Raw genomic sequence first — 24,726 nt, 5'->3', positions numbered from 1 at the left:
AAGAAAGGCTCAGCCGAGCCGCGTCTCGATCAACTCGCGTGCTGCACCGGTCTCATCGGTGTAGCAGGTCCACGACGGGCCGCCAGGGATATCAACGATATGCTGGCCGGTCTCGACGATAGGGATGGTCGTGTTGAGCGTACCGCCCGATTTGCCGGTGTGTTTTTCCACGGCACGGATGCAACTGCGCTTGGACGGGCCCTCGGGGTCGCTGCCGCCGTTCGTGCTCATGTCTTCGCAGGCGGCAAGCGCCAGAAACGGCAGGCACAGGGCTGCGCGCAGGGAAATATGCATTCGTATCATCCTTATCTGTCTTATTTTTGTGCATCCCGTCACAGGGCTGCTGCATGGGCATAAACCCGCTGGCAAAGCTTTTCCCATAGCACCGACGCTTGTCAAGCAAGGCGGCAGGGGGCGTGATACCGCTATCGGCCCCCGTATCTGCAAAGCCGCTAATCGCGATTTCCCATTGTCATTTGGTGCCTTCTGCCGTTAATTGTAGATAGGGCTGTTTGCCTCTTTGGATGGCAAACCAGACCCCAGACAGTTTCGATGCCTCGGTTCCCCGGCATGTGGTGACCAGGCAGACCGATTAGGCCCTTAAAAAAGGCTCAAGAACCGCTGACGATTGCGCCGTGCCTTTGGCCGGACAACCGCAGTAAATTAATGGATATGGGGGCGCGGTACGCACCACCCATGTCGGAGAAGAACCGCGATGACGCGCGCAGACGCCAAGAGCAGACAGACAGGCGGCCTTTTGGGCCCTGTTTTAGCCGCGTCACCCATCGCCCTGACAAGACATACCCTGCCTCGCAGCGCCCCACCGGGGCAGCTGTTTGCGCAGCTGTGCAAAATGGATTTATGCCTAAGAAAATGCTTATCGATGCCACCCACGCTGAGGAAACTCGCGTTGTTGTGGTTGACGGAAACAAGGTCGAAGAATTTGACTTTGAATCAGAGAATAAACGCCAGCTAGCTGGCAATATCTACCTCGCGAAAGTCACGCGGGTCGAACCTTCGTTGCAGGCCGCGTTTGTGGATTATGGCGGCAACCGTCATGGTTTCCTCGCCTTTTCGGAAATTCACCCGGATTACTACCAGATCCCCGTCGCCGACCGTCTGGCGTTGATGGAGGAAGAGCGTGCCTATGCCGAAGCGCAGGCCGCCAAGGAAGACGAAGACGAAAAACCCAAACGCCGGACACGCTCGCGCAGCCGCAGCAAGTCCAAGGCCGAAGACACCGTGTCCGATGACGCGACGGTCAGCAAAGACGCCGATGCCACCGACAGCGATCAGATCAATGGCATGCAGACCGTCGATCTGGACGATGAAGAAGGCTCCTCTCCGATGGAGCGGGTTGCCGAAACGCCTGTCGAAGAGCCCGAAGGCGATGACAGCAAGGCAGAGGGTGACACGCCCAAGGCCGCCAAAACAGATGCGACAGACGCCGCAAAACCTGATGCCGATGATCAGGACGACAGCGACGACGCGGATGACAGTGACGATAGCCCCAAGGCTAAAGATGCGTCCTCCAAGGATGACAGCATCGAATCCGTGGCGGATGACGATGACCACGACGATCTGCGCACCGCGCGCAAGCCACGGCCCAAGCGCTATAAAATCCAGGAAGTCGTCAAGGTGCGCCAGATCCTGCTGGTGCAGGTCGTTAAAGAGGAACGTGGCAACAAGGGTGCCGCACTGACAACCTATCTGTCGCTGGCCGGCCGCTATTGTGTGCTCATGCCCAACACCGCGCGTGGGGGCGGCATCAGCCGCAAGATCACCAACGCCGCGGACCGCAAGAAGCTGAAAGAGATCGCAAACGAAATTCAGGTACCAAAAGGTGCCGGTCTGATCGTGCGCACCGCCGGTGCACAACGCACCAAGGCCGAGATCAAGCGCGACTACGAATACCTGCAACGCCTGTGGGAACAGATCCGCGAGCTGACGCTGAAATCCATCGCGCCCGCCAAGATCTACGAAGAAGGCGACCTGATCAAACGCTCGATCCGCGACCTTTATAACCGCGAGATTGACGAGGTGTTTGTCGAAGGTGAACGCGGTTACCGCATCGCCAAGGACTTCATGAAGATGATCATGCCGTCCCACGCCAAGAACGTGAAGCTCTATAGCGAAACACTGCCCTTGTTCGCGCGCTATCAGGTCGAAAGCTACCTCTCGGGCATGTTCAACCCCACGGTGCAGCTGCCTTCGGGTGGCTATATCGTGATCGGTGTGACCGAAGCGCTTGTTGCGATCGACGTGAACTCGGGCCGGGCCACCAAGGAAGGCTCCATCGAGCAGACCGCGACCAAGACCAACCTGGAAGCCGCCGCCGAAGTCGCCCGCCAGCTGCGTCTGCGCGATCTGGCCGGTCTGATCGTCATCGACTTTATCGACATGGACGAGCGCCGCAATAACGCCGCCGTTGAAAAGCTGATGAAGGAAAAGCTGAAAACCGACCGTGCGCGTATTCAGGTGGGCCGAATTTCCGGCTTTGGCCTGATGGAAATGTCGCGCCAGCGTTTGCGTCCCGGCATGATCGAGGCGACGACCCAGCCGTGCCACGCTTGCCACGGCACCGGCCTGATCCGGTCGGACGACAACCTTGCGCTGTCGATCCTGCGCCAGATCGAGGAAGAGGGCACCCGCAAACGGTCGCGCGAGGTATTGATCACCGCGCCCGTCGGCATCGCCAACTTCCTGATGAACCAGAAGCGCGAACATATTGCTCACATCGAAGGCCGCTATGGCATGGCCGTGCGCATCGAAGGCGACCCCGCTTTGGTCAGCCCCGATTTCTCGCTTGAAAAGTTCAAGACCGCGACACGCGTTGTCACGCCGATCGAACATGTGGTGTCGGTTGATACCTCCATCATGGACGAGGTCGACGATCTGGATGTCGATGCGGAAGCAGATGCGGACAATGCTGACAATGAACCTACCGGCAACGGCAATGGCGGGCAGAACCAGCACAATGGCTCTGACGATGACAATGATGGCGAAGGGAAACCCAAGCGCCGTCGTCGTCGCCGGCGGCGTCGGGGTGGCAAATCCAACGGGGATGATGCGGCCAACGGTGAAAACAACGGCGATAGCAACACCAACGGTGACAACGGCGATAGCGACGCGCCCGCGGAAATTGCGGATGCCAAGGATGACGCGAAAACGGATGCGACTGCAGACGCCGCTTCTGATGACGCGAAACCGCAGGACAAACCCAAGCGCACCCGTAGCCGGACCCGCAAACCCAAGGCTGATGCCGCGGCAGAAGCGACCGTAGACGCGGACGCCAAGACCTCCGAGGACGCGAAACCTGCGGAGACGACCCCTGCCGACGCGGAGGCCGCCGAAGACGCGCCCAAGCCAAAACCCAAGCGGACCCGCACGCGCAAGCCCAAGGCCGCGCCTGTCGAGGCTGTCGAAGAGGCGCCCAAGCCCGAGGAAACACCTGCGCCAAAAGAGCAGCCAACCCCCGAGCCCAAGCCCGAGCCTGAGGTGACACCAGACGCGCCGACGCCCGAGCCCGCAAAGGAGCCGACGCCGATCCCGACGCCGGAACCCACGCCCGCGCAGCCGTCCCAGCCCGCCGAGGTGGAGCAAACGCCGGCCCCGACCGAGGTGCCCGATAGCACCCCGACGGAAATGCCGCCCGCGCAGGAAATCCAGCCGGAGCCACCGGTCACCGAAGTACCTCAGCCCGAGGCGACCCCGCAGGCGGAGCCCGAAAAACCCGCCAAGCCCAAGCGGCGCGGCTGGTGGTCCTTGGGCGGCTAAGCAGCGCCCCTGCGCTGACATATAGAAACGACAAAAGGCAGACCTTCGGGTCTGCCTTTTTTCTGCGGTATCCGCGGCACGTGGGGCGGCGGGACCGTTACTTTTTGCGGATCACATAGGCCTGCGGCGTTTCGTCCATCGCGGCGCTTTCAAGGCTGTGACCGGCCTCGGCACAGAAATGCGGGATGTCGATGATCGCGGCGGGATCATCCGCATGCACGGTCAGAAGATCGCCAGAGGCCAATGATTGCAGGCGTTTACGGGCTTTGAGCACGGGCAGGGGGCACAAAAGCCCCGTCGCGTCGAGAAAGTTTTTATCTGTCATGGTCCTCAGATAAGCCACATGTTTCAACGCGTCCACAACCTTGTGACGGGGATCACGCGCAACAGCAGGTGACGCGCCCGACAAAGCAGATTATGGCTGATGTCATGTTTGGATTTGACCTGATCGACGCGGGACTACTGCCCGCCATACTCATTGCGCTGACCGCCGGGATCATCAGCTTCCTGAGCCCCTGCGTCCTGCCCATCGTCCCCCCGTACCTCGCCTATATGAGCGGGGTAACCCTGAACGACATGTCATCGGTCGCCGCCGCGCGCCGCAAGGCTGTTATCGCGGCGCTGTTCTTTGTGATGGGGCTCAGCACGGTGTTCCTGATTCTGGGGTTCACGGCCTCGGTCTTCGGGGCGTTCTTCCTGCAAAATCAGGTGCTCTTCGCGCGGCTGTCGGGCATTGTGGTGATCATCTTTGGCCTGCATTTCCTGGGCGTCTTCCGCATTCCTTTTCTGGATCAAGAGGCGCGTCTGGATGCGGGCGACAAGGGCGGCACGTCCTTTGGGGCCTATATCCTTGGGCTGGCCTTCGCCTTTGGCTGGACACCCTGCATCGGGCCGCAGCTTGGTGCGATCCTGTCGCTCGCGGCGTCCGAAGCCTCGGTCACGCGCGGCACGCTTTTGCTGGGGGTCTATGCGGCGGGCTTGGGTATTCCCTTTTTGTTGGCGGCGATGTTCATTACCCGCGCCACCCACGTCATGAACCGGATCAAGCCCTATATGAAGCTGATCGAACGCGGCATGGGGATCTTGCTGGTGGTCGTCGGTCTGGCGCTGCTGACGGGGGCGTTTACGACCTTCTCTTTCTGGTTGCTGGAAACATTTCCTGCATTGGGATCCTTGGGTTAGGCGCCTTACTCTTGCCGGAAAACCTGTTTAAGCTGCGGCGAAATACAGGGTGAACGATGGCCGAGAACATAGAGCAGACAGTCAGGACGCGACGGGTTTTCTATATCCCGGGCTATGACCCCATTCATCCGCGCCGCTACCGCGAGCTTTACCGCAAGGAAGGCAGCGCGCAGGCGCGGATCTCGGACTATCAGATCGCGCTGTCGCCCAAGAAGGGCGGCGGGAACTACGGCTGGAACGTCGCCGCGCATATTGATGGCGTTGATGTAGAGGCTCAGGTCGACGTGCTCGTCTGGTCCGACATCGTGCGCATCTCCATGAGCAATTCGATCCTCGCAACCTATGGGCAGTTGGTGCAGACGGCTTGGGTCTATATCGCGTCGGGTGCGCTTTGGCGGTTGATGAAGCTGCGCAAGGGGCCCGTGATTGCGGCGCTTTATCCGGTAGGGATGTTGCTGCTGCAACTCCTGATCGCTGCCCTCGCGGGCAAGCTGCTGTACACGGGGCTGACCTTCTTTGGCGGGCCTGCGTGGTTCAAGGGGATCGTCGCCGCCGCTGGCGTGGGGTTGGGCTGGCAGGTGCTGCGCTGGTTCAAGAAACACGATGGCAAGCTTTTCGCCTATTACCTGATGCATGATTACGCCTTCGGGGCCGCGACGCGAGGGGCGAACCCGCCCGCGCTTGAAACGCGCATGACCGAATTCGGGGATGCCATCGCGCAGGCGCTGAGGTCTGATGTGGACGAGGTGCTGGTCGTCGGCCATTCCTCGGGCGCGCATCTGGGGGTGTCGATCCTTGCCGATCTGATCCGCGCGGGCCGTGTCCCTGCTGACGGGCCTGCGCTGGCCTTTATGACCTTGGGGCAGGTGGTGCCGATGGTGTCTTTCCTGCGCGATGCCCACCGTCTGCGCGCCGATTTGCGCTTTCTGTCCCAATGCGAGGGTCTGACATGGGTCGATGTGACGGCCCCCGGCGACGGCTGTGCCTTTGCGCTTTGCGATCCGGTAGCGGTGTCGGGCGTTGCCCCCGAGGATAAACGCTGGCCGTTGGTGTTTTCCGCGGCCTTCACCCAATCGCTGACCCCCGCCCGCTGGAAAGAGCTGCGCTGGCGGTTTTTCCGGCTGCATTTCCAATACCTCTGCGCCTTTGATGCGCCTAAGGATTATGATTATTTCCAGATCACCGGCGGCCCGCATAGTCTGGCCGAACGCTATGCCGGACGGCCTGCATCCCGGTCGCGCATTGTCAAACCGGTGAATAAGTTCACCTCTACCGCGCCATGACGCTGCCCCCCAAACCCGAGAGCCGCCCCGCGAAAGTGTCGCTTTGGCGCTATGCGCGGCTCTTTCGCCAAGACATCCTGTCGGCGCAGCCCGCACGCCTGTATCGGGCCTGGATGGCAGAGTTCAAGACGCCGTTCTTCCGCAGTTATCTGATCAACCAGCCCGATCTGATCCAGACCGTGCTCAAGACGCGCCCCGACGAGTATCCCAAGTCTGACCGGATCGGCGAAGGATTGCGCCCGCTGCTTGGCAATTCGGTGTTCCTGACCAACGGGGCGACGTGGAAACGACAGCGGCGCATCATTGACCCCGCGTTTGAAGGGGGCCGCTTGCGCGAAACCTTCCCCGCCATCTGGGACGCGGCAGAGGCAGCCGCGGCACGGCTTTCCCCTCATGATGGCGCGCCGCTAGAGGTCGAGGCGCAGACCAGCCACGCGGCGGCGGATGTGATCTTTCGCACGTTGTTTTCGATTCCCATCGAACACCACATGGCGCGCGAGGTCTTTGACGAATTCAAAACCTATCAGCGCAGCCAGCCGATCCTGAACATCGCGGCCTTTGTACCCTTGCCCCGCTGGCTGCCACGGTTGTTCCGCGGCGACACGAAACGTAGCGCAGCCAAGATCCGGCGGCTGATCACCGCGCTGACGGCCGAGCGGATGGAGGCGATCAAGGCGGGCACCGCCCCTGACGATCTGGCGACCAAGATCATGACCACGCCCGACCCCGAAGACGGTTCTACCTTTACCACCGAAGAAATGGTCGATCAGGTCGCGATCTTCTTTCTTGCGGGCCACGAGACGAGCGCCTCGGCGCTGGCATGGGCGATGTATCTGGTGGCGACCCATCCCGACTGGCAGGACCGTCTGGCCGAAGAGGCACAGGCGATCGACCAGTGCGATTTTGCGGTTATGGGCAAGCTTAGGCAAAGCCGAGATGTCTTCCGCGAAGCGCTGCGGCTTTATCCCCCCGTGCCGATGATGGTGCGCGAAGCGAGCTGCCCCGCGACGTTCCGCGACCGGACCGTCGCGCGTGGGGCACAGGTGGTGATCAGCCCGTGGCATCTGCATCGTCACGAACGCCTGTGGGATAACCCCGACGGATTTGATCCGGCGCGATGGCACAGCGAGAACGGCAAGAAATGCCAGCGCGAGGCCTATCTGCCGTTCAGCGCCGGTGCACGGGTCTGCCCGGGGGCGGGCTTTGCCATGGTCGAAGGCCCGTTGATCCTGTCACGTATCCTGCGCGATTACCGCATAGAGGTTGTCGGCGAAAAGCCACCTGTTCCCGTGGCGCATCTGACAGTTCGTTCAAAAGACGGCATTTTGCTGCGCTTTGTCCGGCGCTAACGATATATCATCGCGGGAATAGATGCGTTAAACGAACATTCGACGGAATCAATAAGGGCCAGGATCATCATGACCACGACAGACGCACAGCGCACACAAATGGAAACAGGGCAGGGGTTTGTGGCCGCATTGGACCAGTCGGGCGGATCGACCCCCAAGGCGCTGAGCCTTTATGGCGTTGAACCCTCTGATTACTCGGGCGATGCCGAGATGTTTCAAGCCATGCACGACATGCGCGCGCGGATCATTCTGGCCGATGATTTCACCTCTGACAAAGTTCTGGGCGCGATCCTGTTTGAACGCACGATGGACAACACGATTAACGGCAAACCTGTGGCCCAACTGCTATGGGAAGACCGCGGCGTCGTGCCTTTCCTGAAGATCGACAAAGGTCTGGAAGACGAAGCAAACGGCGTGCAGCTGCTCAAACCCATGCCCGAGCTGGACGATCTGCTGAAACGCGCGAAAGCCGCCGGAATCTTTGGCACCAAGGAACGGTCGGTCATCCAATCGGCCAATCCCGAAGGGATCGCGTCGGTCGTGGCGCAGCAATTCGCCGTTGCCAAAACCGTCTGCGCGGCCGGTCTGGTCCCGATCATCGAGCCAGAGGTGAACATCCATTCCGAGAGCAAGGCGGAAGCCGAAGACATCCTGAAATCCGAGCTCGAGAAACACCTCGCCGCGCTTTCGGCGGAGGAACTGGTGATGCTCAAGGTGACCCTGCCAGAACGCGCGGGGCTTTATGACAGCCTTGCGGATCACCCCAATGTGCTGCGGGTCGTGGCGCTGTCGGGCGGGTATTCCACCGAAGACGCCTGCGCGCGTTTGACGCAAAACCCCAAGATGATCGCCAGCTTCTCGCGCGCGCTGACCGAAGGGTTGAACGTCAAGATGTCGGATGCCGAGTTCAACACGGCACTGGGGCAGAACATCAGCAAGATCTACGACGCCTCTGTCGCCTAAATTGGAATTTTCCTAAATTCCGCGGGGGTTTTCTTGGGAAGAAAACCCCTAAACAATAATGCGGATCGGTTCCTGATTGCAAAAGATCACGAGCTGGCCCGCATTCTCCACAGCGTGATAACCGCGGCGTAGCAGTTCTTGCTCGAATGCGTGGCGGCCCACATATCTTTCGACATCCCTGACGTTCCGCCGCACGACACACCCGCTGCGGGCGGCCTTCGAACTGAATAGGGCGAGCATCCAGCCCTCGGGCGACAATGGAGAGAACTGTTGTTTGACCATGGGGGAAACTTACCCCCGCGAAGGTAAACGTTCCTTTAATGCACGCAGCACATACACGCGGATCGCAGAGGCCAGCCCCGCTTCAACGCCGCGCTCTGCATCGATCTGCGCCACCAGCGCATTGATCGGCATGTCCATCTCTTGCGCAAGGTCGCGCAATTCCTGCCAGAATTCATCCTCCAGCGAGATCGACGTACGGTGACCCCGAAGGGTCACCGAATGTTTCACCGGTCGGGCGCTCATGTGTCGCGCTTATGGGCTTCCAGATTGCGCGAGATTTGCGCCAGACGGGCTTTCAAAACCTCTTTCTGGTCCTTGCTCTGGCCGAACTGTACCGCGTTTTCATCGGCACGGGCCTTGCGCGAGGCGCGGTTGCGCTCTTTCTTGACCTTGTTGAGGTTGATGGGGGCGCTCATTCTTTGGGTCCGATCATTTGCTCCGGCCGCACCACGCGGTCGAATGTTTCGGCATCGACAAAGCCCAAGGCGATTGCTTCTTCCTTGAGCGTCGTGCCGTTCTTGTGGGCCGTCTTCGCGACTTTGGTCGCGTTATCATAGCCAATCGTGGGGGCCAGCGCTGTGACCAGCATCAGGCTTTCTTTCATCAGCTTGTCGATACGTTCGACATTAGCCTGCGTGCCGACAACCATGTTGTCCGTGAAGGCCGAGGCGCTGTCGCCCAAAAGCTGCATGGATTGCAGGACGTTATAGCTCATCATCGGGTTGTAGACGTTAAGCTCGAAATGCCCTTGCGAGCCGGCAAAGCCGACGGCGGCGTCATTGCCCATGACATGCGCACAGACCATTGTCAGCGCTTCGGCCTGCGTCGGGTTCACCTTACCCGGCATGATCGACGACCCGGGCTCGTTCTCGGGCAGGATCAACTCGCCCAGACCCGAACGCGGGCCGGACCCGAGCAAGCGCATGTCATTGGCGATCTTGAACAGCGATCCCGCAACAGTTTTCAGCGCGCCCGAGAACATGACCATCGCGTCATGGGCGGCCAGCGATTCAAACTTGTTCGGCGCGGTGACAAAGGGCAGGCCGGTGATCTCGGCCATATGCGCGGCCACGGCTTCGGCCCAGCCTTTCTTGGTGTTCAGGCCGGTGCCAACTGCAGTACCGCCTTGGGCCAGTTCATAGATATCGGGCAGGCAGGCGTTGACCCGTTCGATTCCCTTTTTCACCTGATGCGCATAGCCCGAGAATTCCTGACCCAGGGTCAGCGGTGTCGCATCCTGGGTATGGGTCCGGCCGATCTTGATGATGTCCTTGAACTCTTCGGACTTCGCGACCAAGGCGTCGTGCAGTTTTTGCAGGCCGGGCAGCAGTACATCGCGGGCCTGCATGCCGATGGCCACATGCATCGCGGTAGGGAAGGTATCGTTGGACGACTGTCCCATGTTGCAGTGGTCGTTGGGGTGGACCGGATCTTTCGACCCCATCTCGCCGCCCAGCATCTCGATCGCGCGGTTCGAGATCACCTCGTTCGCGTTCATGTTCGACTGGGTGCCGGAACCGGTCTGCCAGACGACCAGCGGGAAGTTGTCGTCGAACTTACCCTCGATCACCTCGGTCGCGGCGGCGGTGATTGCATCGGCCAGCTTCTGGTCCAGATTGCCCTGGTTCAGGTTTTCCATCGCACAGGCTTTTTTCACGACGCCAAGGGCGCGGATGATCGGCACGGGCTGTTTTTCCCAACCGATGGGGAAGTTGATGATCGACCGCTGGGTCTGCGCGCCCCAGTATTTGTCGGACGGCACTTCCAATGGGCCAAAGCTGTCGGTTTCTGTACGGGTATCGGCCATGAAAAGGCTCCTGATCTTGGGCTTATGTCTGATCAGGGTTTACCCCGCGGGCCGCAGCGGTGCAATGAGCCGATGGCGCTAACCTTGGCGACAAGGCGCGCTGACCGGTCGATTACTTGCGGAAGCTGTCCAGCGATACGATCTCGGCGGCTTTGGGGGCTTCTTCCTCGACCTCAAGCTCGCTTTCGTCTTGTTGGGGCAGATCTTCGTCCTCGTCCTGTTGGCCCGGTTCTTGCTGTTCGAACTTCAGGCCGAATTCCACCGACGGATCCACAAAGGTGCGGATCGCGTCATAGGGGATATACATCGGTTCGGGCGCATCGCCAAAGTTCAACGTGACCGAGAATCCTTCCTCGGTGACCTCAAGCTTGTCGTACCAATGCTGCATGACAACGGTCATCTCGCCGGGGTAGCGGTCGGACAGCCAATCGGCCAGTTCCGCATCCGGATGAGAGGTGTCGAACGTAATAAAGAAGTGATGGTTGCCGGGCAGTCCATTGGCTGCAACGTCAAGTAATACCTGACGAATTAACCCGCGCATGGCATCGTGCATCAGATTGCCATACTCAATGCTTCGGCTCATTACTTCTCTCCGGCCTTGGTTGATGGCGATAGCATACGGCATTTCGCACCAGTGAAAAGGGGGCGCAAAAATTTATAGCAACAGGCGCCAGCAAAGGGCCAATGCCGCGCTTATCGTCATCGTCAGGACAAAGCCGAACCGCAGCCCCAGCATCAACACTCCCGCCACCCCCGTCAGCACAGCGGCCACGGGATCAAAGCTGCTCCAATCAGGGAGCGGCACGGCCAGATGCGCCATAGGCAGCACGCGTTCAAACATCACATGCAGCGCGAACCAGACCGATAGGTTGGCAATCACGCCGACGACGGCGGCGGTAATCGCGCGCAAGGCCCCCGCCAGCCGCGGCTGCGCCGAGATCGCCTCCAGATACGGGCCGGCAAGGAATATCCATAGAAAACAGGGCGTAAACGTCACCCAGAGCGCCAGAGCCCCGGCCGAGACCGCGCCCCATGGCCCCGATTGGGCAAAACCTGCCAGCAGGGCGACAAACTCCGTCACCAGAATGAGAGGGCCCGGAGTCGTCTCGGCCAGCCCCAGGGCGTCGATCATCTGTTCGGTGGTGATCCACCCGTGATCCTGCACCACGGTCTGCGCCATATAGGCCAGCACCGCATAGGCGCCGCCAAAGGTCACCACCGCGAGCTTCGAGAAGAAGAGCCCGATCTTGAGCAGGAATTCATTCCCCATACCCCAGACAAACAGCAGCGGCGACGCCCATAGCGCGACCCAAAGCCCGATGACGCCGAAGGGGCGGGCAGGGCGGTGATGTAGCCCCTCACTCTCGACCACGCTGCCGTGCCCGGTGGCACCAAAAGCGCCCCAAAGGCCCGCACCCAGAATGATCAGCGGGAAGGGCAGGCCAAAGACGAACAGAGCTACAAAAGCCAGCGCGGCCAGCACCCATCCCGCGCGCCCGTGCAACGCTTTGCGTCCCAGATTACGCAAGGCTTGAAAGACCACGACAATGACCGCCGCCTTGATGCCCATGAACGCGGCTTGAACCAAGGGAAGCTGGCCGAAATAGGCATAGCCAAAGGCCAGCGCCAGAATGACCGCAGCCCCGGGGAATACAAACAAAAGCCCCGCCAACAGCCCGCCAAGGGTGCCGCGCAGCCGCCATCCGGCATAGGTCGCCAGTTGCATCGCCTCTGGCCCGGGCAATAACATGCACAAGGACAGAGCGCGCAAAAACCCGTCTTCCGAAAGCCAGCGATGACGCTCGACCAACTCTTTGTGCATCAGGGCGATCTGTGCCGCTGGCCCCCCAAAGGACAGCACCCCGATCCGCCCGAACACACGCGCCAGCAGGCCCCACTCCGGTACACTCATATCTCGCATATGCCTCTCACGATGCCCCGCGCCAGAGGTCGCAGTACCGGCCCCCGAGGTCAAGCGCCGGTGGGGCACCGATTGGCACTGCCCGCACATACGCGCGGCGGTTTTCAAAGGATGCAGATTGTCAGGTTAGGGGGCGCAGGTTGCTATCACGCCAAACTATCGAAATCGTTGAACTCTTTGAACGGCACGTCCAGCATCCAAGGGAACCTTGATTTAAAGTCCTCGTCGTCGCGCCAATTCTCGACCTCTGTCCATCTTTCACCGACGCTGACACGCGAGTCGTTCACGTCGCTCAACGTGCGGATATACATGAGTTTCCGAGTGTCGCTGGTGTAGCCGAACCGTTTTGGTGCATCCATATGGCCGATGCCGAATATGTTTTTATGGTCTTTCCTGCCAACCATCGTCAGACCCAAATTAATGAATTTGAAGCGATGTGCCCATAACTGAACCTCGTCGTCACGCAGGCCCAATGCGTAGCCCTTTGGGAATGTGTAAAAATGGGGCGTGCCCTCTGCTTCGAGCGGCTCGGCTTGCGCTAGATGCGCTCTGAGCGTTTCGATAAAATCCGAAGATAGGCCGTCATCATCATCAAGGACAACCTGAGCCACAGGATCGCTCCCTGCAAATTTTCCGATTGCGTGGCGCTGAAACTTCCTCGCCGGGCCCTGCGGCGCGAATTGTATCGTGAACTTACCAGCCCCTAAACGGTCTTCACACATATCGGTCAGCTCTGATTTTGCCCAATCGGGCATCTGATCGCTGGAAAGGATGAAATGGTGAAAGTTATCGTCCGTTTGCGACGCGAGGCTCGCCAATGCGATATTGTTGAACAGCCATAGCCGCCGCAACAGCCTGTTTTTATCGAACAGCATCGCCGCATCTTTGGAAAAGTCGCTTTGCCATCCTGACGCCCCTAGAAACGAGAACCGAGTTGAGACAAGGATTTCAGTCGATTGGGACATTGAGCGGCTTCTCTGCGTTGTGGGCGGTTAATGTATCTTATTAAAAATTATGGACTTTTTGACTGCAAGTCAAACAAACCCGAAGTGCGCTTTGAAAGTCAGGGTTTAAGGGGCTTGGGTGTTCTGCCCTTCATTCTGAAGCGGACGCAGTGCTTATGCAAGCTGCCCGTCGATTGCAGCACAGGCGATGTCGCGCCTGATCATAAGCAGGCGAAAACTGCATGTCATGCGCTTGAAAGTGGAAAATTACGGGGGAAATGTAAGTGCAGGTTTCTGTTGCCAGGTACCTGCGAACCCCGCCTTAGGTCGCTAAACGTAAGGACTTAAGTTTCAATAGTTCCGGTCGCTTACGCGGCCATCGCCATTGGAGCACGATTGTCATTTGCAATTGTACATTTTACGCCGATAACGGTGGCAGTCAGCCGAGATAAAGCAACATCTTTAGACGTTCGTCGATCCTATTTCGACCCCATGATCCGCAAATGACGGATGTTTGGTGGAGTCGCCGGGTACCGCCCCCGGGTCCGAACCGCTTATTACATGCGCGTTTATACCCATAGTCCCGAAGGACACCCTAGATATAAGGGGCGTGATTTGCTTTGCAAGGGGAAAGCTTTGAAAACGAAAGGTGACCCGCGGGCTATCGGGCCGCGTCAATCTGTTTGCTGCGGCGGGCAAAGACGGTGCGGGCGAGGGCCTGGGTCTCTTCCTCAAGCAGGGTCAGCCCTTGGGCGGCGGCGCCGGCGTCGCGGGCGGCGATCGCGGTGGCAATGTCACGATGGCGCGCGACGATGGCGTCGCGGGACCATGCGGTGAAGGTGATCATGTTCATCAGCGGCTGCATCGCTTCGACCGCACCGGCGAGTTGATAGGACAGCACCGGATTGCACGCCCCATCGACCAGCGCGCGGTGAAACGCGACATCAGCCGCGCAAAAGCCCGCGTCCGACAGATCGGGGGCAGATTGCGCGGCAAGCGCGTTTTGCATCGCGTCCAGGTGATGATCCTGCCTGCGTGCCGCCGACAGGGGGGCGCAGGCGCGCTCTAGCGCGAAGCGGGCCTCACAGGCGGTCTCGAAGCTTACGTCGTTCATCGACAAGAGCAGGGTAGAGGTGGTGATCTGCTGCGCTTGGGCGGCTTCAAAGCTGATGCGATTGACGAAAGCGCCGCCTGTTGCCCCCCGTTGCGTGCGGATCAACGATTGTGCCGCCAACCGCTTGAGCGCCTCGCGCACCGTCGCGCGCGAGACGTTGAACTGCGCCGACAGCTCCGCCTCGGAGGGGAGGCGTTCGTCCACGATCAGCACACCTTTGATGATGGCATCACGGATGTTCGCGGCAATATGGCTGGACAGATCAGAGGCGGTTTCTGGCGTGGAATTCATATGTCTTACATTTATGGTTTGGAAAAACTTTAATTGTCTGACATTAATTTTGCAAGATGTGAGTCGGCGGGCACCCCCACTGGCGCGCAGCTTGAACCCATGGAACCGAGGGGCCAGCCCCTCGGGCTCCCCGGAGTTTACTGGCAAAATGAAGCGGGCCCTGAACGGCGGTCCGAGACAGGAGGAATGATGTTTGATGCGTTGATGGTGAATAAGGATGAGGACACCGGCAAGACCCATGCCGAGGTTACCCAGATCGACCTTGACCGTTTGCCCGAGGGGGATGTGACCGTTGCTGTCGAATATTCGACCGTGAACTACAAGGACGGGCTGTGCATCGGACCGGGCGGCGGCTTGGTGCGCAAGTATCCCCATATTCCCGGTATCGATTTCGCAGGCACCGTGGAGGCATCGGACGATGATCGCTACAAACCCGGCGATAAGGTCGTGCTGACCGGCTGGCGTGTGGGCGAGGCGCATTGGGGCGGCTATGCGCAAAAGGCGCGTGTGAAGGCAGACTGGCTGGTGCCGCTGCCCGAGGGGCTGGATACCCGCCAAGCCATGGCCGTGGGCACGGCGGGCTTTACCGCGATGCTGTCTGTCATGGCGCTGGAGGATCACGGGCTGGTGCCAGGCAACGGGCCGGTACTGGTGACGGGTGCCGCCGGTGGCGTGGGGTCGGTCGCGGTCGCCATCCTTGCTGCATTGGGTCACGAGGTCGCCGGTGTGACGGGCCGCCCGGATACGGCGGATTATCTGAAATCGCTGGGTGCCACGCAGATCGTCGCGCGGGAAGAGTTGAACGAAACCGTTAAACGCCCGCTGGAATCCGAAACCTGGGCCGGTTGCATTGATGCCGTGGGCGGCGAGATGCTGGCGCGGGTCTTGGGGCAGATGAAATACGGCGGTTCGGTCGCAGCTGTCGGGCTCGCGGGTGGGGCAGGGTTGCCGGCCACGGTGATCCCCTTCCTGCTGCGCGGTGTGAACCTGCTGGGGATCGATTCCGTCATGCAACCCTATGACAACCGTCTGCGCGCATGGCAGCGGATCGGGAAAGGCCTGCCGCTGTCCAAGCTTGAGGATATGGTCGTGCCTGCGACGCTGAGCGATCTGCCCAAGCTGGGGGCAGACATCCTGAACGGTCAGGTGCGGGGTCGTGTTGTGGTTGATGTGAACGGTTAAACCACCGGCACGACGGCTACGATTTGTCTGGCGGCGGCCCCTTGGGGTCGCCGTTTGGCGTATTTAGGGACTGGTACGGCCTTGACCTTGCGAGGGCAGCACTAGCTTTGCATCACCTTAACGCAAAGTGTGACATGTCCGATAAAAGCCCCATCCTTCTTTGGTATCGCCGCGATCTGCGGCTTAGCGATCATCCGGCCCTATCTGCCGCTGCAAACGCGGGGCGGCCCGTGATACCCGTCTTTATAAAGGACAAGAGCGTCAACGCCCTTGGCGCGGCACCGAAATGGCGTCTGGGGTTGGGGATCGGGGCGCTGGCGAACAGTCTTGAGGGGGTGTCGAGCAGGCTGATCTTGCGTGAAGGCGATGCGCTTGAGGTATTACAGGTTCTGATCAAGGAGACGGGCGCCGGTGCCGTCTATTGGTCGCGGCTTTATGATCCGGACAGCGTGCAGCGCGACAGCAAGATCAAAGAGATCCTGTGCAACGACGGGATAGAGGCGAAATCCTTTGGGGGGCACGTCATGTTCGAGCCCTGGACGGTCGAGACCAAGGCGGACGACTGCTATAAGGTCTACACGCCGTTCTGGAACAACGTCAAAACCCGCGATGTTGAGCCGCCGCTGTCGGCACCTTCAGAACTTCCCGCGCCCGAAAGCTGGCCCGACAGTGATGCGCTGGACGGGTGGGGCTTGGGGGCTGCGATGGACCGTGGTGCCGATGTGGTGCGCCCGTTTGTCTGTCTGGGCGAAAAAGCCGCGCAGTCGCGGCTGGGGGCCTTCATGGCGCATGGGGTAGCCGACTATAAGCAGACCCGCGACATTCCCGGCACCGATGGCACGTCGAACCTGTCCGAGAACCTGTCGCTGGGTGAGATTAGTCCGCATCAATGCTGGCACGCCGCACAGCGCGCCTTGCATGACGGCAAACAGGGGGCGGAGACCTTTCTGAAAGAGCTGGTGTGGCGCGAGTTTGCCTATCACCTGATGCATCACACGCCACGGATGCTGACCGACAATTGGCGCGAGGAATGGGATGCCTTCCCCTGGAACGAGGATGAACGCCGTGCCGAGGTAAAAGCCTGGAAACAGGGGCGCACGGGCGAACCCTTTGTCGATGCTGCCATGCGCGAGCTCTATGTCACCGGCCGCATGCATAACCGGGGCCGCATGATCGTCGCGAGCTATCTGACGAAACATCTGATGTGTCACTGGCGCATCGGGCAGAAGTGGTTTGAACATTGCCTGATCGACTGGGACCCCGCGAGCAATGCGATGGGGTGGCAATGGGCGGCGGGGTCGGGGCCGGATGCGTCTCCGTATTTCCGCGTGTTCAACCCCGAGACACAGCTGGATAAATTTGATAAGAATAGAGACTACGCCAGTCGCTGGATCGCCGAAGGGCGTGCCAATCCGCATAAGGACGCGCTCGCGTTCTTTGATGCGATCCCGCGCAGTTGGCCCTTGTCGGCGGATGATGACTATCCCGAGAAGATCATCGCGCTGGACGAAGGGCGCGAACGGGCCCTTGAAACCTATAAGGGGCGAAACTTTTAACCTTTATGAAACGTGGATCTCCCACGTAACACCCATAAACCAATAAGATACGCGTCCAAGCGCATACAGGAGAGCGAATGATTTTGACCAGCACCGAGGGGCAGACTGCCCTTCCACGATATTTCTCGCGTGTTTTTGCGATGGCGCAGGAAATGCAAAACGGGCAGGTCGACTTTGTTTTGCCCGACGGGCGGTGCTTTCGCGCAACCGGAAAGAACCCGCTGCCCATTGCGGAAATCCGTATCCATAACAATGACTTGTTCGCGCGTCTTATCAGGGAGGGTGATCTTGGTTTCAGCGATGCCTACCTTGACGAATGGTGGAGCACACCGGACCTGCAGGCCTTTATGGACGTGGCTCATGCGAATGAGGATATCTACGATTCATTCCCCGGCATGGGGTTGATCCGCAAATTTGAATCCCTGCGCTTCTGGTTGCAGCGCAACAGCAAGAAGCAAGCGCGTAAGAACATCAGCTATCACTATGATTTGGGGAATGATTTCTACAAATTGTGGCTTGATGACACGATGACCTATTCAAGCGCGCTTTTCGAGGACGGCTTTCAACAATCGCTAGAGGCGGCGCAGACTGCGAAATATGCCTCTATGGTGGATCAAATGGGGGTCTCGGCTGGGGACCATGTGCTGGAAATCGGCTGCGGCTGGGGCGGTTTCGCTGAATATGCAGCGAAGGAACGCGGGCTCAAGGTCACCTGCCTTACGATCAGCAAAGAGCAGTTTAACTACGCCAAAGAACGTATTGAAAACGCGGGCTTGGCCGATGTTGTTCAGTTCAAGCTTCAAGATTACCGTGACGAGCGTGGCACTTACGATGGTATTGCCAGCATCGAGATGTTCGAAGCCGTTGGGGAACAGTATTGGCCGTCGTATTTCAATACGTTGCACGCCTGTCTTAAACCTGGATGTCAAGCGACCTTGCAAATCATCACCGTGCCGGATCGTCGCTGGAAGGTTTACAAGCGAGGCGTTGATTTCATTCAGAAATATATCTTTCCGGGGGGTATGCTACCAAGCCCCGCGGTGTTGAAGCAACAGGTTGAGAATGCCGGACTAGCCGTTGAAAAGTCTATCGAATTTGGAAAAAGCTACGACGTCACGCTGCGCCGCTGGCATACGACCTTCAACGAGAAGTGGGAAGAGATCGCGCGCATGGGCTTTGACGAACGCTTTAAGCGGATGTGGGATTTCTACCTCACGTCTTGCGCGTCTACCTTTGACAGCGGCAATTGCGATGTGACACAGATTACCGTGAAGCGTCCGGCCTGAGGGCGCATTGCTTGTAGTCTAAGGAAATCCCGATGCCGACCGCTGCCCGCCTGACAGCCGCTTTTTGCCTGGCGCTGATGGGCTTTGCCCTTTCGCGCATGATCATGCCCCTGATGCCTGAATCCACCCAGTTCGGGTATTTCATTCCCACCAATATTGCCCTCGGGCTCGCGGTCGGGTGGCGGGTCATGGGGGCACGTGCGGGCGGTGGCGTTTCCGAAGGGATCACCATCGGGCTGACCGGTGCCGTGGTTCTGGTGTTCTGGGGGCTGTTCATCCAGGCAGGCCGCGAGATGATCGAGAACGCGATGATGCACCGCTATGGCGGTGTCGGAGAGGCGCTGGTGGGCATGATCGGTATCGGTGCCGAATACTTCCTGATTATGGCGACAGTGCCGATCATCGCGGTCGTGTTGATTGGCGGTGCCGTCAGTGGCGTGATCACAAACCTTATCGACAGCAAGTTCCCTTAAGCCGATGACAGATCTTTTCCTCTATGGGTCGTTGCGGCATGTGCCCCTGCTTGAAATCGTGATGGGGCGCGCGGCGGACCGGCTTGACATCTCGCCGGACCGTTTGCCGGATCACATCGCCTTATCCGTGGTCGAGGGGCCGTTCCCCTGCATTGTGCCGGCGCCGGGCCAATCCGCCGAAGGGGTGTTGCTGCGCGGGCTGGGGCAGAACGATCTGGACCGGTTGAATTTCTACGAGGGCAGCTTTGCCTACGACCTGCAAAAAATCACGTTGGAAAGCGGCGCAAGCGCTTTGGGCTATTTCGCGCGGCCCGATCAATGGACGACACGTGACCCGTGGTCGCTGACGCAGTGGCAGGCAGACTGGGGGGCGCTCAGCTGCTTTGCCGCGCGCGAGGTGATGGATTATTTCGGCGTCTATACTGCCGACCGCGTGGCACAGATGTTCCCGATGATCCGGTCACGGGCAGCGGCGCAGGTGAATGCGCTTCGGTCGAAACACGGGGCAGGGACGCTGGACGGCAAGGTCCGGATCGACCGGATTGACCGCGCCTATACCAATTATTTCGCGCTGAACGAATATCACCTCGCGCACGAGCGTTTCGACGGCACGATGACCGATGTGCTGGAGCGTGCGGTCTTCGTCGCGACCGATGCCGCCTTGGTGCTGCCCTATGATCCGGTGCGGGATCGGGTGATGCTGGTAGAGCAGCTGCGCATGGGGCCGGTGGCGCGGGGGGATCGCGCGCAGTGGCAGCTTGAACCCATCGCGGGCCGTGTTGATCCGGGCGAAAGCCCCGAAGACGCCGCGCACCGCGAGGCGCAGGAAGAAGCGGGTCTGACCCTGCGCAAGCTTGAAAAAATCGCGGAAGTCTATGCCTCTCCGGGGGATTCTACGGAATTTTTCTATATCTATCTGGGCCTTGCCGATTTGCCCGATGATAGCACCGGTGTGAACGGGCTTGAGGCCGAAAACGAGGATATCCGGTCCCATCTCATCGGCTTTGATGCGCTGATGACAATGGTAGACCAGCTTGAAGCTGCCAATGCGCCGCTGGTGATTGCCGCTTACTGGCTTGCGCGGCATCGGGAACGCTTGAGGTTGGAAGCGCCCGCCGCTACACCGGAGGTAACTTGATTTAGGAGCATCCCATGCACGTCGCATCTGATCTGGCGCAGGCCATTGGCAACACCCCTCTTATTCGTCTGCGCAAGGCGAGCGAGGAAACCGGCTGCGAGATATACGGCAAGGCAGAATTCATGAACCCCGGCCAGTCGGTCAAGGACCGTGCTGCGCTGTTCATCATTCAGGATGCCATCGCGAAGGGCACGCTGAAACCCGGCGGCACAATTGTCGAAGGCACGGCAGGGAACACCGGTATCGGGCTGGCACTTGTCGGCGCATCGATGGGGTTCAAAACCGTGATCGTCATTCCTGAAACGCAAAGTCAGGAAAAGAAAGACATGCTGCGCCTTGCCGGGGCCGAACTGGTGCAGGTGCCCGCGGCGCCCTACCGCAACCCCAACAACTTTGTGCGCTACTCGGAACGGCTCGCCAATGAACTGGCGCGCACCACGAACGAAGGTGTGATCTGGGCCAACCAGTTCGACAACGTTGCCAACCGTCAGGCGCATATCGAAACCACCGGCCCCGAGATCTGGGAGCAGACCGGCGGCAAGGTTGACGGATTCTGCTGTGCGGTGGGATCTGGCGGCACGCTGGCCGGGATCGGCATGGCGTTGCAGCCCAAAGGCGTGAAGATCGCGATTGCCGACCCGGACGGGGCCGCGCTGCATAACTATTACACCAAGGGCGAACTGGTCGCCGAAGGCGGATCAATCGCTGAAGGTATCGGTCAGGTCCGCATTACCAAGAACCTCGAAGGGTTCACGCCCGATTTCAGTTACAACGTCTCGGACGCAGAGGCGCTGCCCTATGTCTTTGACCTGCTGCAACACGAAGGGCTTTGCCTTGGGGCGTCGTCGGGTGTGAACGTCGCCGGTGCGGTGCGTCTGGCCAAGGATATGGGGCCGGGGCATACCATCGTGACGATCCTGTGCGATTTCGGCACGCGCTATCAGTCGAAACTGTTCAACCCCGACTTCCTGCGCGAAAAGGATCTGCCCGTGCCCGCTTGGCTGGACCGTGCCCCACAATCCATTCCCGGCGTCTTCGAAGACCAATGATCGCGACGCTCAGGGGGCTTCTGGCCTGCGGTCTTCTGGCGCTTTGCCTGACGACCGCGGCTTTCGCGCAGACCGACGTCGAAGAAACGGCGGAGCAATGGGATAGTGTTGCGGTCAAGGCGGAACAATCGGTTGAAGAGGCCGACACACCGACTTCCGAACTCGACAGCCTGCGCGGGCGTATCGTCAACTACCGGTCCGAGTTCGAGGCCGCGCGCACGCTGAACGCTGAACGTATCGCCGCGCTGCGTGACCAGCTTGCCGCCTTGGGCACAGCGCCCGAGGGCGAAAATGCCGAACCCGAAGCGCCAGAGGTGGCCAAGACCCGCGCCGACATCAATCAGCAGTTGAACACCCTGCTGGCCCCCGTGCAGATCGCAGAGCGCGAGTTTCTGCGCGCAGACGGGCTGGTGCGCGAGATCGACAAGATCATTCGCGAACGCCAGACCGAACGGCTGCTACGCACCACGCCGTCGCCGCTGAACCCCGCCTATTGGGGCCCCGCGCTGGTCGAGATGCAGGATGCCTTTGCCGCTTTCTGGCAGGAAAGTGCTGAACAGGATACGGACAGCGCGCTGAATACGTTGGAAAACAACCTGCCGACCGTTTTCTTCGCGGGTATTGCAGGCTTGCTTTTGCTGTTCCGCGGCCGTGTCTGGGCGATGAAGATTGCGCATACCCTGCGCGTTCATCAGGCGCGCGGCATGGGAATCTGGCGCTTTGTCGTTTCCCTGTTGCGCATCCTGTTCCCGCTGGTGGGGCTTTACCTGCTGACCATCGCGGCACGTCAATCGGGTTTTCTGGGCGCACGCGCGACACAGGTCGTTGAATTGCTGCCGCTGATCGGCCTTCTTATCTTCGGGTTCCGCTGGGTGTCCGAACGGGTCTTTGCCCGCGAAGAAGACGAAGCGCTTTTGCCGCTGTCTGCACAGCAACGTAAATCCGCACGGCTCTACGTGAACGCGATCACCTTCGTGATGATCCTGTCTATCGTGGCGCTGACGGTGCTTGAAATCGGTGACCCCAGCTTGGCGACACGCGCGGTGGTGCAATTCCCGCTGGCGGTGCTGACCAGCCTCGCGCTGTTCCAGATCGGTCGGATCCTGCGCAGCTACCGTGAACCCGAAGAGGATACGCCAGACGCGGATGGCATGACCAAAGCATCGTCCCATGCGCGGGTTGTACGCGGTGCCGGGCTGGGGGCTATTGCGGTCTCTGTGGTGGCACCGCTGCTGTATGCCTTTGGCTATCAGGATCTGTCGGATGCGATCCTGCGCCCTTATGTGACGACACTGGCTGTGCTGGGGCTGGTCATGGCGCTGCAACGCTTTTCTGCGGATGTCTATGGCGCGATCACGGGGCAGGGCATTGCCGCACGCGAAGCGCTGATGCCGCTGTTCTTCGGTCTGATTTTGCTGTTGTTGGCGATGCCCGTGCTTGCGCTGGTCTGGGGCGCACGGGTCGCTGACCTGACCGAGTTATGGGCCGCATTCTCGCGCGGGTTCACCATCGGGGAAAGCCAGATCTCGCCGTCGAACCTGCTTGCCTTCGCGGTTATCTTTGCGATCGGCTATCTGCTCACGCGGCTGCTGCAAGGGGCGCTGCGCAGCAATGTCCTGCCCAAGACCAAGATCGACATCGGCGGGCAGAACGCGCTGCTGTCGGGGCTGGGCTATGTCGGGATCTTTCTGGCCGCGCTGGCCGCGATCACGGGGGCGGGCATTGACCTTAGCTCGCTTGCCATCGTTGCCGGTGCGCTGTCAGTCGGTATCGGTTTCGGTCTGCAGAACATCGTGAGCAACTTCGTCTCGGGGATCATCCTGCTGATTGAACGCCCCATTTCCGAAGGCGACTGGATCGAGGTCGGTGGCAAGTCCGGCTATGTGCGCGATATTTCGGTACGGTCCACGCGGATCGAAACCTTTGACCGCACCGATGTGATTGTCCCGAACGCCGATCTTGTCAGCGGTACGGTGACCAATTTTACCCGTGGCAATACCGTGGGGCGGGTCATCATCTCGGTCGGGGTAGCCTATGGCACCGATACCCGCCGCGTCGAAGCGATCCTGCGCGAGATCGCGGAGGACCAGCCTCTGGTGCTTGCGAACCCCGCGCCGAATGTGCTGCTGGTGCGTTTCGGGGCCGACGCGCTGGAGTTCGAGATCCGTGCCTTCCTGCGGGACGTAAATTGGATGATGTCGGTCAAAAGCGATATCAACCACGCCATCGTCGAACGCTTTGCCGCCGAAAACATCGAGGTGCCCTTTCCCCAGCGGGACGTATGGCTGCGCACCCGCGCCGGCGAAAAACCCTCTAAGCAGGATGGAGAGGACAGTTGAACGAGCCGATCTACCTCACCGACGCCTATGCCCGCGACAGCGCCGCCAAAGTCATCGCCATCACCGACGAGGGCGGGATCGTGCTGGACCGGACGGTGTTCTATCCCACGGGCGGCGGGCAACCGGGGGACAGCGGTTGGCTGAACTGGGACAAGCAGCGCATGCCGATCGCGACAACGGTCAAGGGGCTGGACGGGTCCATCATTCTGGTTCCGGCCGAGCCCGAGGAAATCCCCCAGCCGGGCACCCATGTCACGCAGAAGCTGGATTGGGACCGCCGGCACCGGCATATGCGGGTGCACAGCCTGCTGCATCTGTTGTCCGTGGTCGTGCCGTTCCCCGTGGTGGGAGGGCAAATCTCTGCCACGCATGGGCGGCTGGACTTTGACCTTGCCGATGCGCCAGAGGATCGCTGCGGCATCGAGGACGCGCTGGCGTCCTATATCGCGCAGGATTTGCCGATCACGGATCACTGGATCACCCAAGAGGAATTGCAAGCCGCGCCTGAGCTGGTCAAGACGTTATCCGTCGCACCACCGGTCACGGCGGCCAACGTGCGTCTGGTGCAAATCGGAGAGGGTGACGCATGGATCGACCTGCAGCCTTGCGGTGGCACCCATGTTGCCCGCACCGGAGAGATTGGCGCGGTACGCCTTGGCAAGATTGAGAAAAAGGGGCGCGGCACCCGCCGGATCTACGTCCATCTCGACAGCTGAACGGCGCATTGAAATCTTGTTGAAATTCGCGCGTTTTACCCCTTGCACCCCGCCTGCAGGTCACGTTAAACACC

Annotated in this window: 23 protein-coding genes and 1 other RNA gene; 13 read left to right on the top strand and 11 right to left on the bottom strand. The window is 60.0% G+C overall.

Features of this window, described 5'->3' with window-relative positions:
- Positions 1-9 precede the first annotated feature (9 nt).
- Positions 10-294 carry a hypothetical protein gene (locus tag ACTRWK_RS14065; protein WP_289081070.1) on the bottom strand — a complete coding sequence of 95 codons (285 nt, stop codon included), beginning with the start codon at positions 292-294 and terminating at the stop codon, positions 10-12.
- 567 nt (positions 295-861) lie between these two features.
- Between ACTRWK_RS14065 and ACTRWK_RS14060 the strand changes: the two genes are divergently transcribed.
- Positions 862-3,777, top strand: a complete 2,916-nt coding sequence (locus tag ACTRWK_RS14060; protein ID WP_289081071.1) for an Rne/Rng family ribonuclease — start codon at positions 862-864, stop codon at positions 3,775-3,777.
- A gap of 97 nt (positions 3,778-3,874) precedes the next feature.
- Here the strand turns inward: ACTRWK_RS14060 and ACTRWK_RS14055 are convergent, their stop codons facing one another.
- Entirely contained in the window at positions 3,875-4,102 is a 228-nt protein-coding gene (locus tag ACTRWK_RS14055) for a sulfurtransferase TusA family protein (protein WP_037945031.1), read from the bottom strand.
- A 104-nt stretch (positions 4,103-4,206) separates the two neighbouring features.
- On the opposite strand from ACTRWK_RS14055, the gene ACTRWK_RS14050 reads away from it, so the two are divergent.
- The 4 genes from ACTRWK_RS14050 to ACTRWK_RS14035 all read left to right on the top strand — a co-directional run bounded on the left by ACTRWK_RS14050 (position 4,207) and on the right by ACTRWK_RS14035 (position 8,554).
- Positions 4,207-4,959, top strand: coding sequence for a cytochrome c biogenesis CcdA family protein (locus ACTRWK_RS14050; protein WP_037945030.1), 753 nt, complete (start codon positions 4,207-4,209; stop codon positions 4,957-4,959).
- Between the two features lie 56 nt (positions 4,960-5,015).
- On the top strand, positions 5,016-6,242 hold the full coding sequence (locus tag ACTRWK_RS14045; RefSeq protein ID WP_289081072.1) for a hypothetical protein: 1,227 nt from the start codon (positions 5,016-5,018) through the stop codon (positions 6,240-6,242).
- Entirely contained in the window at positions 6,239-7,591 is a 1,353-nt protein-coding gene (locus ACTRWK_RS14040) for a cytochrome P450 (RefSeq protein ID WP_289081073.1), read from the top strand. The genes ACTRWK_RS14045 and ACTRWK_RS14040 overlap by 4 nt, the downstream gene beginning before the upstream one ends.
- A gap of 69 nt (positions 7,592-7,660) precedes the next feature.
- Positions 7,661-8,554, top strand: coding sequence for a fructose bisphosphate aldolase (locus tag ACTRWK_RS14035; RefSeq protein ID WP_286780224.1), 894 nt, complete (start codon positions 7,661-7,663; stop codon positions 8,552-8,554).
- Positions 8,555-8,602: 48 nt separating this feature from the next.
- Here ACTRWK_RS14035 and ACTRWK_RS14030 read toward each other — a convergent pair whose 3' ends face one another.
- The 9 genes from ACTRWK_RS14030 to ACTRWK_RS13990 form a co-directional block, all read right to left on the bottom strand.
- Entirely contained in the window at positions 8,603-8,836 is a 234-nt protein-coding gene (locus tag ACTRWK_RS14030) for a hypothetical protein (protein ID WP_005853679.1), read from the bottom strand.
- 9 nt (positions 8,837-8,845) lie between these two features.
- Positions 8,846-9,079, bottom strand: coding sequence for a ribbon-helix-helix domain-containing protein (locus ACTRWK_RS14025; RefSeq protein ID WP_064216470.1), 234 nt, complete (start codon positions 9,077-9,079; stop codon positions 8,846-8,848).
- Positions 9,076-9,252 carry a DUF4169 family protein gene (locus ACTRWK_RS14020; protein WP_005853675.1) on the bottom strand — a complete coding sequence of 59 codons (177 nt, stop codon included), beginning with the start codon at positions 9,250-9,252 and terminating at the stop codon, positions 9,076-9,078. Before ACTRWK_RS14020 ends, ACTRWK_RS14025 begins: the two co-directional genes overlap by 4 nt.
- Positions 9,249-10,643, bottom strand: coding sequence for a class II fumarate hydratase (gene fumC, locus ACTRWK_RS14015; protein WP_005853673.1), 1,395 nt, complete (start codon positions 10,641-10,643; stop codon positions 9,249-9,251). The genes ACTRWK_RS14020 and fumC overlap by 4 nt, the downstream gene beginning before the upstream one ends.
- Before the next feature lie 112 nt (positions 10,644-10,755).
- Positions 10,756-11,226, bottom strand: coding sequence for an SspB family protein (locus ACTRWK_RS14010; protein ID WP_005853671.1), 471 nt, complete (start codon positions 11,224-11,226; stop codon positions 10,756-10,758).
- A 72-nt stretch (positions 11,227-11,298) separates the two neighbouring features.
- Complete coding sequence (gene chrA / locus ACTRWK_RS14005; RefSeq protein WP_289081074.1) at positions 11,299-12,555, bottom strand: chromate efflux transporter; 1,257 nt, start codon at positions 12,553-12,555, stop codon at positions 11,299-11,301.
- 155 nt (positions 12,556-12,710) lie between these two features.
- Positions 12,711-13,529, bottom strand: a complete 819-nt coding sequence (locus ACTRWK_RS14000; protein WP_289081075.1) for a glycosyltransferase — start codon at positions 13,527-13,529, stop codon at positions 12,711-12,713.
- Positions 13,530-13,791: 262 nt separating this feature from the next.
- Positions 13,792-14,138: a transfer-messenger RNA gene (gene ssrA / locus ACTRWK_RS13995) on the bottom strand.
- A 31-nt stretch (positions 14,139-14,169) separates the two neighbouring features.
- Positions 14,170-14,913, bottom strand: coding sequence for a FadR/GntR family transcriptional regulator (locus ACTRWK_RS13990; RefSeq protein WP_037964440.1), 744 nt, complete (start codon positions 14,911-14,913; stop codon positions 14,170-14,172).
- A gap of 189 nt (positions 14,914-15,102) precedes the next feature.
- Between ACTRWK_RS13990 and acuI the strand changes: the two genes are divergently transcribed.
- The 8 genes from acuI (at position 15,103) to ACTRWK_RS13950 (ending at position 24,652) form a co-directional block, all read left to right on the top strand.
- Complete coding sequence (acuI, locus tag ACTRWK_RS13985; RefSeq protein WP_289081167.1) at positions 15,103-16,095, top strand: acryloyl-CoA reductase; 993 nt, start codon at positions 15,103-15,105, stop codon at positions 16,093-16,095.
- A 134-nt stretch (positions 16,096-16,229) separates the two neighbouring features.
- Positions 16,230-17,651, top strand: a complete 1,422-nt coding sequence (locus tag ACTRWK_RS13980; protein ID WP_037944333.1) for a cryptochrome/photolyase family protein — start codon at positions 16,230-16,232, stop codon at positions 17,649-17,651.
- A gap of 77 nt (positions 17,652-17,728) precedes the next feature.
- Positions 17,729-18,937 carry an SAM-dependent methyltransferase gene (locus tag ACTRWK_RS13975; RefSeq protein ID WP_037944332.1) on the top strand — a complete coding sequence of 403 codons (1,209 nt, stop codon included), beginning with the start codon at positions 17,729-17,731 and terminating at the stop codon, positions 18,935-18,937.
- A 32-nt stretch (positions 18,938-18,969) separates the two neighbouring features.
- Positions 18,970-19,410: a TrgA family protein gene (locus ACTRWK_RS13970; RefSeq protein WP_005853664.1), complete on the top strand. Its 441-nt coding sequence runs from the start codon at positions 18,970-18,972 to the stop codon at positions 19,408-19,410.
- Positions 19,411-19,414: 4 nt separating this feature from the next.
- Positions 19,415-20,548, top strand: a complete 1,134-nt coding sequence (locus ACTRWK_RS13965; protein ID WP_289081076.1) for an NUDIX domain-containing protein — start codon at positions 19,415-19,417, stop codon at positions 20,546-20,548.
- A gap of 14 nt (positions 20,549-20,562) precedes the next feature.
- Positions 20,563-21,597: a cysteine synthase A gene (locus ACTRWK_RS13960; protein WP_005853660.1), complete on the top strand. Its 1,035-nt coding sequence runs from the start codon at positions 20,563-20,565 to the stop codon at positions 21,595-21,597.
- Positions 21,594-23,936, top strand: a complete 2,343-nt coding sequence (locus ACTRWK_RS13955) for a DUF3772 domain-containing protein (RefSeq protein ID WP_289081077.1) — start codon at positions 21,594-21,596, stop codon at positions 23,934-23,936. The genes ACTRWK_RS13960 and ACTRWK_RS13955 overlap by 4 nt, the downstream gene beginning before the upstream one ends.
- The gene (locus tag ACTRWK_RS13950; RefSeq protein WP_289081078.1) at positions 23,933-24,652 is read left to right on the top strand and encodes an alanyl-tRNA editing protein; all 720 of its coding nucleotides are present in this window, start codon (positions 23,933-23,935) and stop codon (positions 24,650-24,652) included. Before ACTRWK_RS13955 ends, ACTRWK_RS13950 begins: the two co-directional genes overlap by 4 nt.
- Positions 24,653-24,726: the final 74 nt, after the last annotated feature.

Source organism: Sulfitobacter sp. G5_S2_6_S6 (assembly GCF_054968505.1).
This window is presented reverse-complemented; position numbering and strand designations above follow the sequence as displayed.

What these genes read in the sequence shown, in the direction of transcription:
- ACTRWK_RS13970 (WP_005853664.1), top strand. Translation starts at nt 18,970, where the DNA reads ATGCCGACCGCTGCCCGCCTGACAGCCGCTTTTTGCCTGGCGCTGATG.
- ACTRWK_RS14035 (WP_286780224.1), top strand. Translation starts at nt 7,661, where the DNA reads ATGACCACGACAGACGCACAGCGCACACAAATGGAAACAGGGCAGGGG.
- ACTRWK_RS14055 (WP_037945031.1), bottom strand. Translation starts at nt 4,102, where the DNA reads ATGACAGATAAAAACTTTCTCGACGCGACGGGGCTTTTGTGCCCCCTG.
- ACTRWK_RS14050 (WP_037945030.1), top strand. Translation starts at nt 4,207, where the DNA reads ATGTTTGGATTTGACCTGATCGACGCGGGACTACTGCCCGCCATACTC.
- ACTRWK_RS14065 (WP_289081070.1), bottom strand. Translation starts at nt 294, where the DNA reads ATGCATATTTCCCTGCGCGCAGCCCTGTGCCTGCCGTTTCTGGCGCTT.
- ACTRWK_RS14000 (WP_289081075.1), bottom strand. Translation starts at nt 13,529, where the DNA reads ATGTCCCAATCGACTGAAATCCTTGTCTCAACTCGGTTCTCGTTTCTA.
- ACTRWK_RS14020 (WP_005853675.1), bottom strand. Translation starts at nt 9,252, where the DNA reads ATGAGCGCCCCCATCAACCTCAACAAGGTCAAGAAAGAGCGCAACCGC.
- ACTRWK_RS13960 (WP_005853660.1), top strand. Translation starts at nt 20,563, where the DNA reads ATGCACGTCGCATCTGATCTGGCGCAGGCCATTGGCAACACCCCTCTT.
- ACTRWK_RS13955 (WP_289081077.1), top strand. Translation starts at nt 21,594, where the DNA reads ATGATCGCGACGCTCAGGGGGCTTCTGGCCTGCGGTCTTCTGGCGCTT.
- ACTRWK_RS14010 (WP_005853671.1), bottom strand. Translation starts at nt 11,226, where the DNA reads ATGAGCCGAAGCATTGAGTATGGCAATCTGATGCACGATGCCATGCGC.
- ACTRWK_RS14045 (WP_289081072.1), top strand. Translation starts at nt 5,016, where the DNA reads ATGGCCGAGAACATAGAGCAGACAGTCAGGACGCGACGGGTTTTCTAT.
- fumC (WP_005853673.1), bottom strand. Translation starts at nt 10,643, where the DNA reads ATGGCCGATACCCGTACAGAAACCGACAGCTTTGGCCCATTGGAAGTG.
- ACTRWK_RS14060 (WP_289081071.1), top strand. Translation starts at nt 862, where the DNA reads ATGCCTAAGAAAATGCTTATCGATGCCACCCACGCTGAGGAAACTCGC.
- acuI (WP_289081167.1), top strand. Translation starts at nt 15,103, where the DNA reads ATGTTTGATGCGTTGATGGTGAATAAGGATGAGGACACCGGCAAGACC.
- ACTRWK_RS14025 (WP_064216470.1), bottom strand. Translation starts at nt 9,079, where the DNA reads ATGAGCGCCCGACCGGTGAAACATTCGGTGACCCTTCGGGGTCACCGT.
- ACTRWK_RS13965 (WP_289081076.1), top strand. Translation starts at nt 19,415, where the DNA reads ATGACAGATCTTTTCCTCTATGGGTCGTTGCGGCATGTGCCCCTGCTT.
- ACTRWK_RS13980 (WP_037944333.1), top strand. Translation starts at nt 16,230, where the DNA reads ATGTCCGATAAAAGCCCCATCCTTCTTTGGTATCGCCGCGATCTGCGG.
- ACTRWK_RS13990 (WP_037964440.1), bottom strand. Translation starts at nt 14,913, where the DNA reads ATGAATTCCACGCCAGAAACCGCCTCTGATCTGTCCAGCCATATTGCC.
- ACTRWK_RS13975 (WP_037944332.1), top strand. Translation starts at nt 17,729, where the DNA reads ATGATTTTGACCAGCACCGAGGGGCAGACTGCCCTTCCACGATATTTC.
- ACTRWK_RS14040 (WP_289081073.1), top strand. Translation starts at nt 6,239, where the DNA reads ATGACGCTGCCCCCCAAACCCGAGAGCCGCCCCGCGAAAGTGTCGCTT.
- chrA (WP_289081074.1), bottom strand. Translation starts at nt 12,555, where the DNA reads ATGAGTGTACCGGAGTGGGGCCTGCTGGCGCGTGTGTTCGGGCGGATC.
- ACTRWK_RS14030 (WP_005853679.1), bottom strand. Translation starts at nt 8,836, where the DNA reads ATGGTCAAACAACAGTTCTCTCCATTGTCGCCCGAGGGCTGGATGCTC.